Genomic DNA, 12,204 nt, shown 5'->3' with positions numbered 1-12,204 from the left:
ATCAGGCGGCTTCGAGACCGCGCGGCAGCTTGAAGAGCATGCGTTCCTGCGTCGTCTCGACTTCCCGTTCCTCGATGGCGAAGCGTTCGCCCAGCTTTTCGACAACCTCGCGTACCAGCACTTCGGGCGCCGAGGCCCCGGCGGTGATGCCGAGTGTCGCAACGCCTTCCAGCCAGTCGAAATCGATTTCCTCGGCACGCTGGATCAGCCGCGCGTCGGTGCCGTAGCGCTCGGCGACTTCGACCAGGCGCAGCGAGTTGGAACTGTTGGGCGCGCCGATCACGAAGACGGCGTCGCAGCTGGAAGCAATCGCCTTGACCGCATCCTGCCGGTTCGACGTGGCGTAGCAGATATCCTCGCTGCGCGGGGCGGCGATGCCGGGGAAGCGCGCGCGCAATTCCTCGATAATCTCCCGCGTATCGTCGACCGAAAGCGTTGTTTGCGTCAGGAAGGCGAGATTGCTGGTGTCGGCAAGCTCGAGCGAGCGCGCATCTTCGCTCGTTTCGACGAGCGTCATCGCGCCTTCGGGCACCTGGCCGAACGTGCCGACAACTTCCGGATGGCCGCGATGGCCGATGAACAGGATATGCGCGCCCTTTTCGACAAGCCGTTCGGCCTGGCGGTGCACCTTGGAGACAAGGGGGCAGGTCGCGTCGAGATAATCGAGGCCGCGCTCTTCCGCCTTGTGCGGCACGGCTTTGGGCACCCCATGGGCGGAGAAGACGACCGGTACGCCGTCCGGTACGTCGTTCAGCGCCTCGACGAAGACCGCTCCTTTCGCCTTCAGCGTATCGACGACATAGCGGTTGTGGACGATCTCGTGGCGGACATAGACGGGGGCGCCATATTTCTCGATCGCCAGTTCGACGATGCGGATCGCGCGGTCGACGCCGGCGCAGAATCCACGTGGCGCAGCGATCATAAGGGTAAGCGGTGTTTTGGGGGCATTCATGCCGCGCGCCTTACGCGATTGCTTGCAGCGGCGAAAGGCGCTTCCTATGAAGGGCGCCGATTGACCGGGGCCGGTTTGTGCGGCGCCAATGAGTTCGGGGATTATCTACGTGTCAAAAGTTACCAAGATTGTTGCGGCCATGGCGATGTGCGGCGCGCTGGCGTCCTGCGGCGGGCGCGACGTGATCGACGTGTCCGAGGCGGGCGTCGGCCTGCTCGTGAACCGCACGGCCTGCCCGGCGGTGGCGACTCCGGTCTATACGAACGAGGTGACGCTATTCAATCCGCGCTCCAGCCGGGAGGCGAGCGCGATCGACGCGGTCGCCGTGATCTCCAATATCCGCTCGCAATGCGGCGATGCCGGCGCGAACATCCAGTCGACGGCAACGTTCGAAGTGAGCGCGCGGCGCACCAATGCCAGCGGCTCGCGCCAGATCGTCCTCCCTTATTATGCGACCGTGCTGCGCGGCGGCAGCCAGATCGTCTCGAAGGAAATCGGCCGGGTCGGCCTCAACTTTGCCGATGGCGAATATCGCGCGACGACGACGGCACAGGCGACCGCGCAGATATCGCGCGCCGCCGCGTCGATTCCGCCGGAGATAGAGGAGCGGCTGACGCGCCGCCGCCGGGCGGGCGAAGCCGATGCCGCGCTCGATCCGATGGCGGACCCCGAGGTGCGCACGGCGGTCGACAATGCGACCTTCGAACTGCTGATCGGCTTCCAGCTCGAACCGGATCAGCTTGAATATAACGCAACACGCTGATCGCCCGATTGACTCTTCGGGCCGTTTCGTTTCATCCTTAATGCATGCCTGAGCCGGGAAACCGGCGATGGTCGCGCGGGAGAGTGTGTGGCTTGCCGCACCGCCGAAGGAGCAACCGCCCCGGAATCTCTCAGGCCCATGGACCGCGCGGACAAGGGCACTCTGGAAAGTGGATGGCGCATTGCGGCATCCCGCCGAAGGAGTAACCTCGCCGAAGCATTGGCCAAGGCGGGCGAAAACTCTCAGGTTTCCGTGACAGAGGGGGCGGCCGGGCGACCGGCTGTTTGTCACGAGGACCGTTTATGACCGATGCGAAAACTCTTCCACTGGACCAATGGCACCGCGGTAATGGTGCCCGCATGGTGCCGTTCGCCGGTTATGAAATGCCGATCCAGTATGAAGGCATCATGGCCGAGCATCTGTGGACGCGCGAATCGGCCGGGCTGTTCGATGTTTCGCATATGGGCCAGGTCGAGCTCTGGGGCGAAGGCGCGGCCGAAGCGCTCGAAGCGATCGTGCCGGGCGATATCTCGGCGCTGAAGCCGGGACGGATCCGCTACACGCTGCTGTTGAACGAGGGCGGCGGGATCGTCGACGATCTGATGGTCACCAATGCCGGCGACCATCTCTATCTCGTCGTCAACGGCGCGACCAAGGCGGGCGATCTGGATTTCCTGCGGACGCATCTACCAGACGATATCGAGATTAGGCATCTCGAAGATCAGGCGCTGCTGGCTTTGCAGGGTCCCAAGGCCGCCGAGACGCTGGCGCGGCTCGACATCACGGCCATGTCGGGCGACGGCTCCACGCCGGGCGATTTCTATTTCATGCAGGGCGGCGGGTTCGAGTGGGAAGGCGTCACCATCGGTGTCAGCCGGTCGGGCTATACCGGCGAGGACGGATTCGAGATCTCGGTGCCGGGCGATGCGGTCGAAAAGCTGGCGACGGCGTTGGCCGAACAGCCGGAGGTCAAGCCGATCGGTCTCGGCGCACGCGATTCGCTGCGGCTCGAAGCCGGGCTGCCGCTCTACGGGCACGATATCGATGAAGACACGACGCCGATCGCTGCCGATCTGGGCTTTGCAATCTCCAAGAAGCGCCGCGAGGACGGCGATTTTCATGGCGCCGAGCGCATTCTCCAGGAACGCGAAAGCGGATCGATCGCCAAGCGCGTCGGCCTCGTCATCGAGGGCCGCCAGCCGGTCCGCGAGGGCGCGCCGGTGTTGAACGCGAACGGCGATGCCGTCGGCAAGGTCACGAGCGGCGGTTTCGCGCCGAGCCTGCAGAAGCCGATCGCGATGGCCTATGTCCCGACCGCATCGGCCGAACCGGGCACGGAGATCACCGTCGAACAGCGCGGCAAGCTGTTTACCGGCATCGTCACGCCGATGCCTTTTGTCCCGCATCATTATCACCGACCACCGAAAGCCTGAGGGGAGCGCGAATGGCCCGTTACTTTACCGAAGAACATGAATGGATCGACGTCGAGGGCGAAAGCGCCACGGTCGGTATTACCGATTATGCCCAGGAACAGCTCGGCGACATCGTCTTCGTCGAGGTGCCCGAAGCCGGCACCGTGGTCGAAAAGGGCGGCGAGGTTGCGGTCGTCGAATCGGTGAAGGCGGCGAGCGACGTCTATTCGCCCGTCTCCGGCGAAGTGACCGAGGGCAACAGCGCGCTCGAGGACGAGCCCGCGCTCGTCAATTCCTCGCCCGAAGAAGAAGGCTGGTTCTACCGTCTCACCATGTCGGATTCGAGCGAACTCGAAGGCCTGATGAACGAGGCGGCTTACAAGGATTATGTCGACAGCCTGTAGCGCCTTTGAACGCGCTACGGTGTCCTGAAAGGAACGCGATGCGTTATCTTCCCCTGCAACCCGAAGACCGGGCAGCGATGCTCGCCAAGATCGGCGCGCCCGATATCGACGCGCTGTTCGCCGATGTGCCGGAGGTGGCGCGGCTCGACGGGCCGATACACCAGCTGCCCGATCATGCCTCCGAAATGGCGGTAGAGCGGGCGCTCGGCGCGATGGCGCGCAAGAACCTGACGGCGGGGGACGCGCCCTTCTTCCTGGGCTGCGGCGCCTACAAGCACCATATCCCGGCGAGCGTCGATCACCTGATCCAGCGCGGCGAATTCCTGACGGCCTACACGCCCTACCAGCCGGAAATCGCGCAAGGCACGCTGCAGATGCTGTTCGAATTCCAGACGCAGGTCGCGCGGCTTTTCGGCACCGATATCGCCAATGCTTCCATGTACGATGGGTCCACCGCGTGCGGGGAGGCGATCGTCATGGCGCGGCGGATCACCAAGCGGGGCAGGGTGCTGATGTCCTCGGGCGTGCATCCGCATTATGTGGCGGTCGCCAAGACGATGGCGAAGTTCACGCGCGACGAGATCGACCATCGCGATCCCGCGCTCACCGCCGAAACCGATATTACCGCGCTGATCGCTGCGATCGATGACGATACGAGCTGCGTTGTCGTGCAATATCCCGACATTCTCGGCCGGATCGACGACATGTCCGCGCTCGCCGAGAAGGCGCAGGCGCACAAGGCCTTGCTGATCGCGGTCGTCACCGAACCGGTCGCCCTCGGCGCGATCAAGGCGCCCGGCGAAATGGGCGCCGACATCGTGGTGGGCGAGGGCCAGTCGATCGGCGTCGGGCTCAATTTCGGCGGGCCCTATGTCGGCCTGTTCGCTTGTAAGGAGAAATATGTCCGGCAGATGCCCGGGCGGCTCTGCGGCGAGACGACCGATGCCGAGGGACAGCGTGGCTATGTGCTCACGCTCTCGACGCGCGAACAGCATATCCGCCGTGAAAAGGCGACGTCGAACATCTGCACCAACTCAGGGCTTTGCGCGCTTGCCTTCTCGATCCACATGACCCTGCTCGGCGAGAAGGGGCTGCGCGATCTCGCGGCACTGAATCACGCAAAGGCCGTCAAGGCTGCCGAACGGCTGTCCGAAGTGCCGGGCGTCGAACTGGTGAACGACACCTTCTTCAACGAATTCACGCTGAAACTGCCGAGCGATGCACGCGAAGCCGTCCGCCATCTCGCGGACCGGGAAATTCTGGCCGGCGTTTCGCTCGGCCGGTTGTTCCCGCACGCATCGGAACTGTCGAACGGCATTGTCGTCGCGGTCACCGAAGTCGCGACCGATGCCGATGTCGAACAGCTTGCCGATGGACTGGCCAGCGTCACGCAAAACCAGCGCGAGGAGGTGCCGGCATGAGCATGAACCGCGAAGGACGGCCCACGCGGCCGCAGGATGCCGAAGCGACCAGCGAGACCTTCACCGGCAACCGCGCGCTGATGCTCGAAGAGCCGCTGCTCTTCGAGATCGGCGATGCAACGCTGACCGGGGTCGATCTGGAAGCCGCTCCGCAAGCCGAATCGCGGCTGGGCGGGCTCGAGCGCAACCGCCCCATCGGCCTTGCTGGACTGTCCGAACCCGAAACGGTGCGCCATTACACGCGCCTCAGCCGCCAGAATTACGCCATCGATCTCGGCCTCTTTCCGCTCGGATCGTGCACGATGAAGCACAATCCGCGGCTGAACGAAAAGGTCGCTAGAATGCCCGGCTTTGCCGATGTCCATCCGCTCCAGCCGGTCGATACGGTGCGCGGCGCGCTCGAGGTGATCAACGAACTCGCCTTCTGGCTGATCGACCTCACTGGCATGGACGGCGTGGCGATGAGCCCCAAGGCGGGCGCGCATGGCGAATTGTGCGGCATCCTGTGCATCCGGGCGGCGCTCGAAGCGCGCGGCGATGCCCGCGAGGTGATCCTCGTTCCCGAAAGCGCGCACGGGACGAACCCCGCGACCGCCGCATTCGCCGGTTATCGCGTCGAGAACATCCCGGCCAATGCCGACGGCCGCGTCGATCTCGAGGCGCTCAAGGAGCGCCTCGGAAAGGGTGGGGAAGGGGACTGTGATGTCGCCGGCGTGATGATCACCAACCCCAATACCTGCGGCCTGTTCGAACGCGACATGAAGGCGATTTCGGACGCGGTGCACGAGGCGGGCGGGTTCGTCTATTGCGACGGCGCGAATTTCAACGCGATTGTTGGCCGGGTGCGGCCGGGCGATCTCGGCGTCGATGCCATGCACATCAACCTGCACAAGACCTTCTCGACGCCGCATGGCGGCGGCGGGCCGGGTTCCGGCCCCGTCGTGCTGAGCGAGGCGCTCTGTCCCTACGGCCCGATCCCGTTCACCGCGAAGACCAAGGACGGCGTCGTCCACCTCGTCGAGGAAGAGAATGCGGCCGAGTTCGACCATAATGACAGCTTCGGCCGCATGGTCGCCTTCCATGGCCAGATGGGCATGTTCACGCGCGCGCTCGCCTATATGATGAGCCACGGTGCCGACGGGCTGAAGCAGGTCGCCGAGGATGCAGTGCTCAATGCCAACTACGTTCTGCGCAGCTTGGAAGACGTGCTCGATGCGCCGTTCGGCAAGAGCGGACCGTGCATGCACGAGGCGCTGTTCTCCGACAAAGGCCTGGCCGACGGCTTCTCGACGCTCGATATCGCCAAGGCGCTGATCGACGAGGGCTATCATCCGATGACGATGTATTTCCCGCTCGTGGTGCACGGGGCGATGCTCGTCGAACCGACCGAGACCGAGAGCAAGGCGGCACTCGACCAGTTCATCGGCGCGCTTCGCTCGGTCGCCGCACGCGCCAAAGCGGGCGATAAAAGCCTGCACGCCGCGCCCGTCCATGCGCCGCGCCGCCGGCTCGACGAGACCGCCGCCGCGCGCAAGCCCGTGCTCGTCTGGCGCGAGCCGGAGGTCGCCGAAGCGGCGGAATGACGCCGCCCGAGGAACCGAAACCCTGGACGGCGGGGGAGGTAGGCGTCGAGGCCAAGCGGCACGCGCCCGCCACGGTGCGCAATCGCGATCCGATCGTCGACGTCTTGCGCGACATTCTGCCGCCAACGGGAACGGTGCTAGAGATCGCCAGCGGGTCTGGCGAACATATCGTGCACTTCGCCGAGGCCTTTCCGGCGCTGCACTGGCAACCGAGCGATCCCGATCCCGTTTGCCGCCGGTCGATCGCCGCCTGGTCGGCCGATAGCGAACGCGCCCATATCGCACCACCGCTCGATCTCGATGCGGCGTCCGCCGATTGGCCGATCACAGCCGCCGATGTCGTGCTCTGCATCAACATGATACATATCAGCCCATGGACAGCGACCGAGGGATTGCTCGGCGGAGCTGCCGTGATTTTGCCGTCCGGCGCGCCGCTTTTTCTCTACGGTCCGTTCATCCGGCCGGGCGTCGAAACCGCGCCGAGCAACAAGGCATTCGACCGCTCCTTGCGCGAAAGAAACGCGCTATGGGGGGTGCGCGATCTCGACGATGTGGAGGCCGTTGCGCGGCGCGCTGGCCTGGATTTGGAACAGGTTATCGAAATGCCTGCCAATAACCTCTCGGTGGTCTTGCGAAAGGCCTGAAACCCGCGGCCGCTATAGCTTACCGAATGTTTACGCACTTGCGGTAGGCCATCTCGCCGGAAGGGACCGAGAATGAACGACCAGACCAATCAGCCAAGTCTCGATCGCGAAAAGCGCAAATCGCTGCTCAGCGTCGGCGTGCTTCATGACGGGCACGACACGATCGATGTGCGTATCCGCAATCTCTCGCCCGAAGGATGCGGCGGTCGCGCATCCGAACATCTGCCCAGGGATCACAGCTACGAGATCGAACTCAAAGGACTTGGACGGATCCGCGGCACGATCGTCTGGTCGTCGGACAAGGCGTTCGGCATGCGGTTCGACGAACCCGTCAACCTCGAACGGCTGGAAATGGCGAATGCAAGCGAGGTGCTGCTGAAGCAGAAATACGATCCGCTCAAGGACTATAAGCCCCCCGAAATCTACCGTCGGCCCGGGCTAAATCGCTAGGGCATCGGTAGCCTCCTTCGCTTCGCGCAGGTCCCGGACAGGCCAACGCCCGGACAGGCGAACCCTATGTGTCGCAGATCAGCGCGAGAAATTCGGCGCGAAACTCCTGCGTACAGGATTCGCCAACGAGAATTTCCCACATCTTCTCTTCGATCTCCGGTTCCGGACGCGCCGAGGCCTGACGGATAACGGCTCGCCACTCACGCGCTAGCAGTCGATTGATGGCCACGGACAATATGTCCATCGGGTCCGGTGATTGCGTCCTGATCGCGTTTTCGCTTGCGATCCTGATGCCGTCCGTGAGCCTTTCTACCGCATCCAGACTGTTGGTCGCGGATTTGGCGTGAACCCGATGAGCGCACAGGATGGAAGGGTCGAACCAGACGCGACCGGCCGTACCAATTCTGGACCACATCTCCCAATCGAACGCGAAGGTCGACGAGGGGGAAAAGCCGCCGACTTCACGATAGGCCGAGCGCCGCACGACGATGGATGGAAACAGCACGAGCTGGCGGCCTGCGATCATCGTTTCGAAGTCCTCAAGCGGTCCAGCCGTCCTGCCAATGCAGGGCTGCTCGCTTGCGAACGCGCCATCGCCGTCGATCATCCGGGTGCGGGCAAAGGCGGCCACCAGACTGTCGTCCTTTTGCATGGGTCCGATCATCGCGGAGTAGAATCCGCGATAGACCAGATCATCCTGATGGAGGATGTGCACGAACTCGCCGCGGGCCAATTCCAGGCAGCGATTGTGGTTTTGCAGCAGTCCGAGATTCTCGTCGTTTCGCACATAGGAAATTTGCGATCCGTAGGCGGTGCTCACTTCGCGCGCGGTCCTGTCCGTGGAGGCATCATCGACCACGACGATTTCGAAATCCTGCGTTCCCGCCGCTTCGGCAAGCAAGCTGTCCAGGCATTCTCGAAGCCACCGGGGTTCTGCCACGTTGAAGACGGGAATGAGTACCGAAATCAGCGGGCGATTATGTTCGGGCTCGGCCGCCGTAACCTTTGGGATCGAAAGTGGGCCGGGGCATAGCTCGGGTGGCCAAATACCATCGCCCGGGATCGCATCCGCATTGTCGCTGTGATCGTCGCAAATCGCCGTGGCTAGGCACCGGGCCCGCCACCAGGCGAGCACCGTTAACAACGCATCGCGCCGCTTAGTGCCTTTCATGCTCTGTGCGTCGGCAACCGCGTCGTGAAGAAATGTCGCGTCATCTGGCACACTGTCCAGACCGATTTCGGCGGACGCCAGGGACGCGGCTTCGGACTGGGCCTCGAAGGCATCGCCGGGCCGGCCGAGGGCGAGCAAGGTTTCGGCCATTTCGGCATGCGGGATGAAATCTGCCGGCTCGGCATCCGTATAGCCGTGCAACATGGCCTCGAGTTGATCGAGCTTGCCGAGACGCCGAAGCAGCGCCGCGAAGGGAAGGACGAATTGGCTGGAATATCCGCCATGTTCGAGCGCGGCCGAAAATGATCGTTCCGCTTCCTCGAAAAGCGCTTGGGCCGACAACAATTTGCCGAGGTGAAGTTCATATTCGGCGTGATCCGGCTTGCATTCGACAGCACCCCTTGCCGCAACGATCGCTTCGTCGATCCGGCCAATCCTGCGAAGCGTATCGGCATGGTCGTGATGATATTCTGCCGATCTTGGATACAGTGCGATTGCCCGGGCGAAGGCAAGTACGGCCTCATCGAACATTCCGGCCTTGATCAGAAGTCTGCCGAGATAATGGTGATGCCTTGCAATGTTCGGGTCCGCATCGATTGCCTTGCGCGCCAGCGAGAGGGCCTCGTCGTCCCGACCGGTCTTGGTTGCCTTTCGACTCTGCTGAACAAATTTTACCGGCAGCTCACCGGCAAATTGCGATGCTCCCGGCCCTTCGCTGCGTTTTTCCCAGGCGGTCAACCAATTGAGACGGAGCCGGTCGAAGTCGGTTTCTGCGAATTCGGCCGAACTATTGTGCAAAGCCAGATAGAGATTCTGAAACGGCGTTGCGAGATCGTTCGATTCGAGCGCAACGTCTGACGGAATCCTGACATGCCGATGGCGCGGACTCAGAAAATCGGCGATCCTTGCCGCTACCGCGTCATCGATTTCGATCGGTTCGCCGGCGTTCGACATCGCCGTTGAAAGGGATTGCAGCCAATCGTCCAGCAAGTCGTCATAATGTATCAGGGCACGGGGAAAGGGCCGCGAATGATATTCCGCTGACAGCATGTGAGACTGCCAGAGAAGCAATCCGTGATTTTGCTTCATGCCGTCTCTCTTGCGCAGCGACCTGACGATTTCGAGCGGGTTGCGGCTGGCGATCAGGACACGGATCGCGACACCCATATCGTCCAGGATATCGGCCCAGAAAGGAAGCAGATGCGAAAGCCGCGGATCCTTGATGACGATCCGGTCGGCGTTACCAAACTCGCCGGCGATGGTCTCGAAAGCCGCATCGCGAAATCTGGCAATCTCTGCGCTGGCCATCCACCCTTCCGGGATCGGTTTGGGATCCGCCCATTGACGGTCAAAGGCAGACAGGATCTGGTTGTTGATCCGGACAATAGGGATCGATTCCCAATGTCCTGTTTCATTCGCTTCCGATGGCTGCATCAGCGTCTTCGGCGCCTGCCAGCCGCAAAGGTTTACCAGTCTCGTCAGAGCGGATGTGCCCGAGCGATGCATGCCGAGGATGATGACCGCAGAGCGCACCGCCGGTTTGGTTGCTTGCAATATGGGCTCCTGCCCGCTTTCATATTGGCGCCGACACCAGGGCACGATATTCGTTTGGCGCCTCGACATTAGACATTGCCATTGTCCGTTGCAAACACGCGGTGGCCATTGAATATGTTGTCAGCCGGTGCGTCGGTGGCAGCCAACCGGTCACCTAACCTGTTATGATATAACTCGGAAATCGTGTCGTCCCGACTTGGTCAGGTGGTGCGATAGGCGGGAAAATAATCGTCATTTGCCGTCCCGGCTTGGCGACAGAGTTCTGTGTAGCGATTGCGATCGAGGATCGCTCCGCACAGCCACGTCGCGGCTTCCCGGTTGGCCCATCGGCGTTTGAATCGGAGAAGCCCGTCGCCGGGATCGTCGACCGCGCCTGCCCCCGAACCGAAGTTTACCAGGCGGCAGTGCCGGTCCTCGGCGGCTTCAAGGCAACCATAATAGAGCGCATAGCTGGTACCGAGCCGCTCGGCGCGATCCGACAGGAATAACAAATGGGAATTGCTCGTGTGGCCATGGTCGAAGCAAAGCATTGCGCCAGTCGGTCCCTCCTCGTCATGTGCCACGATCAGCGCGGCGCCCGGCACAGCGAGTTGGTCGGCGATGGCCGCTTCGGACATAGCCTGGATTCCAGTCAGGCCAAACCGGTCGATTGTTCGCCGATAGAATTTCCACAGAAGCGTAGCGTAATCGCCCGGATTTTCTACCGGCCCGACCCGCTGGGCGGCCAATGCGCGACGCGTAAGGTAGCGCAGCTTCTTTTTGCGCTCACCCCGCCAATCGCGACCAAGATCGACGACTTGATGAGGTTTGAAGGGACGGCACATATCCCAAACCGCGATTGTCGGCCAATCGCATCGTTCGGCAGCGAACGGATCGGTGACCAATACCAGCGACACCGCATCGCCCTCGCGCAACTCGGCAATATCCTCGGCGATGGCAGCCCAATCGCGCGCCATCGCATAGGGATAAAGTCCGCACAGATCGTGATGCACCCCATCGATATCACGCCGCAGGAGCCGAATGCCGCTTCGGGGCAGCCTCACGATCTCGCCGAACTCCGCCAGTGATTGCGCATATTCGGGGGAGAGGTAACCGTTGGGCACCATCGCTTACCCGCGGTTGCGGATCACCGCGTCAAAGCGATAATCATGCGCTTTCAATCCCTCGGCGATCGGATGGAAGCTGCATTCGAGGCCGCGTGCCGCGCAGGCCGTTTCGAAATCGGCACGGCTCCACCAGCTGCCCATGACATCCTTTCCGACGAGTTTGCGCGACAGATAGGTGAGGCGCCGCGGCCAGCTGTCGTAAAAGGCGAAACGCCGCCGCTGCTCCGGCACAAAACCAATAAGAATCACCGGATCGTCCGTCGTCATAGCCAGGATATCATCCAGCAGCGGGCCGAGAAATGCCTTCGGAAAATGCTGAAGCGCGGCATACATCAACACCTTGGAAAAGGTGCCGCCGCCTTCGGGTTCGAGCGGTGGCAGCCTGCGGACATCGGCGACTGCGAAATGCGCATTGGACGCGTCGCATTGCGTCCGCGCCACATCGATCAACCCCGGCGAGAAATCGAGGCCGACCACCGATTCGACGCGCGGGGCGAGGCGGGCCGTGAACACGCCGTTGCCGCAGCATAGATCGAGCAGCCTGTCCTGCGGCGTCAGATCGAGCCGTGTGGCAATGTCCTCAACCAGCCGGTCGAACCGGTAGGCTGCGATCGGCTCACCCGATTCGGTGTGGCCGACTTGCTTCAGAAGGTCGCTCGGCGTTTTCGCGGTGCGATCGTCATAATATCGGGCGAGATAATCAGATGTCACGAATCTTCATTCTTGCTGGGCCGGGCGGACTGC

General features: G+C 62.6%; 11 protein-coding genes and 1 riboswitch. Of the genes, 7 read left to right on the top strand and 4 right to left on the bottom strand.

Features of this window, described 5'->3' with window-relative positions:
- Window position 1 precedes the first annotated feature (1 nt).
- Complete coding sequence (ispH, locus tag Q0139_RS01005; RefSeq protein ID WP_298016058.1) at window positions 2–952, bottom strand: 4-hydroxy-3-methylbut-2-enyl diphosphate reductase; 951 nt, start codon at window positions 950–952, stop codon at window positions 2–4.
- A gap of 109 nt (window positions 953–1,061) precedes the next feature.
- Here ispH and Q0139_RS01000 point away from each other — a divergent pair, with 109 nt between their 5' ends.
- From Q0139_RS01000 to Q0139_RS00970, 7 genes are all read left to right on the top strand, one after another.
- On the top strand, window positions 1,062–1,715 hold the full coding sequence (locus Q0139_RS01000) for a hypothetical protein (protein WP_298016056.1): 654 nt from the start codon (window positions 1,062–1,064) through the stop codon (window positions 1,713–1,715).
- A gap of 66 nt (window positions 1,716–1,781) precedes the next feature.
- A riboswitch (glycine riboswitch) is annotated at window positions 1,782–1,871 on the top strand.
- A 146-nt stretch (window positions 1,872–2,017) separates the two neighbouring features.
- Complete coding sequence (gcvT, locus tag Q0139_RS00995; protein WP_298016055.1) at window positions 2,018–3,148, top strand: glycine cleavage system aminomethyltransferase GcvT; 1,131 nt, start codon at window positions 2,018–2,020, stop codon at window positions 3,146–3,148.
- A gap of 11 nt (window positions 3,149–3,159) precedes the next feature.
- A complete protein-coding gene (gcvH, locus tag Q0139_RS00990; protein WP_298016054.1) occupies window positions 3,160–3,531 on the top strand; it encodes a glycine cleavage system protein GcvH in 372 nt (123 codons plus the stop codon).
- Between the two features lie 38 nt (window positions 3,532–3,569).
- A complete protein-coding gene (gene gcvPA, locus Q0139_RS00985) occupies window positions 3,570–4,952 on the top strand; it encodes an aminomethyl-transferring glycine dehydrogenase subunit GcvPA (protein ID WP_298016053.1) in 1,383 nt (460 codons plus the stop codon).
- Window positions 4,949–6,535: an aminomethyl-transferring glycine dehydrogenase subunit GcvPB gene (gene gcvPB, locus Q0139_RS00980; RefSeq protein ID WP_298016051.1), complete on the top strand. Its 1,587-nt coding sequence runs from the start codon at window positions 4,949–4,951 to the stop codon at window positions 6,533–6,535. The genes gcvPA and gcvPB overlap by 4 nt, the downstream gene beginning before the upstream one ends.
- Window positions 6,532–7,179 (top strand): DUF938 domain-containing protein, encoded by a 648-nt coding sequence (locus Q0139_RS00975; protein WP_298016049.1) that lies wholly within the window; start codon window positions 6,532–6,534, stop codon window positions 7,177–7,179. The genes gcvPB and Q0139_RS00975 overlap by 4 nt, the downstream gene beginning before the upstream one ends.
- A gap of 72 nt (window positions 7,180–7,251) precedes the next feature.
- Window positions 7,252–7,629 carry a PilZ domain-containing protein gene (locus Q0139_RS00970; RefSeq protein WP_298016048.1) on the top strand — a complete coding sequence of 126 codons (378 nt, stop codon included), beginning with the start codon at window positions 7,252–7,254 and terminating at the stop codon, window positions 7,627–7,629.
- A 64-nt stretch (window positions 7,630–7,693) separates the two neighbouring features.
- Here the strand turns inward: Q0139_RS00970 and Q0139_RS00965 are convergent, their stop codons facing one another.
- The 3 genes from Q0139_RS00965 to Q0139_RS00955 form a co-directional block, all read right to left on the bottom strand.
- Complete coding sequence (locus Q0139_RS00965) at window positions 7,694–10,354, bottom strand: glycosyltransferase (RefSeq protein WP_298016047.1); 2,661 nt, start codon at window positions 10,352–10,354, stop codon at window positions 7,694–7,696.
- Between the two features lie 200 nt (window positions 10,355–10,554).
- Entirely contained in the window at window positions 10,555–11,268 is a 714-nt protein-coding gene (locus Q0139_RS00960; RefSeq protein ID WP_298016046.1) for a GNAT family N-acetyltransferase, read from the bottom strand.
- A gap of 195 nt (window positions 11,269–11,463) precedes the next feature.
- Complete coding sequence (locus Q0139_RS00955) at window positions 11,464–12,171, bottom strand: class I SAM-dependent methyltransferase (protein ID WP_298016045.1); 708 nt, start codon at window positions 12,169–12,171, stop codon at window positions 11,464–11,466.
- Window positions 12,172–12,204: the final 33 nt, after the last annotated feature.

The sequence above is a fragment of the uncultured Parasphingopyxis sp. genome (genome assembly GCF_937129435.1).
In the GTDB taxonomy this organism is placed as follows: Bacteria; Pseudomonadota; Alphaproteobacteria; order Sphingomonadales; family Sphingomonadaceae; genus Parasphingopyxis.
The sequence above is the reverse complement of the archived record's forward strand: the minus strand, read 5'-3'. Positions and strand labels throughout refer to the sequence as shown.

Coding starts and splice junctions, on each gene's coding strand:
- Q0139_RS00970 (WP_298016048.1), top strand. CDS start 7,252: ATGAACGACCAGACCAATCAGCCAAGTCTCGATCGCGAAAAGCGCAAA.
- gcvPA (WP_298016053.1), top strand. CDS start 3,570: ATGCGTTATCTTCCCCTGCAACCCGAAGACCGGGCAGCGATGCTCGCC.
- gcvPB (WP_298016051.1), top strand. CDS start 4,949: ATGAGCATGAACCGCGAAGGACGGCCCACGCGGCCGCAGGATGCCGAA.
- Q0139_RS00975 (WP_298016049.1), top strand. CDS start 6,532: ATGACGCCGCCCGAGGAACCGAAACCCTGGACGGCGGGGGAGGTAGGC.
- gcvH (WP_298016054.1), top strand. CDS start 3,160: ATGGCCCGTTACTTTACCGAAGAACATGAATGGATCGACGTCGAGGGC.
- gcvT (WP_298016055.1), top strand. CDS start 2,018: ATGACCGATGCGAAAACTCTTCCACTGGACCAATGGCACCGCGGTAAT.
- ispH (WP_298016058.1), bottom strand. CDS start 952: ATGAATGCCCCCAAAACACCGCTTACCCTTATGATCGCTGCGCCACGT.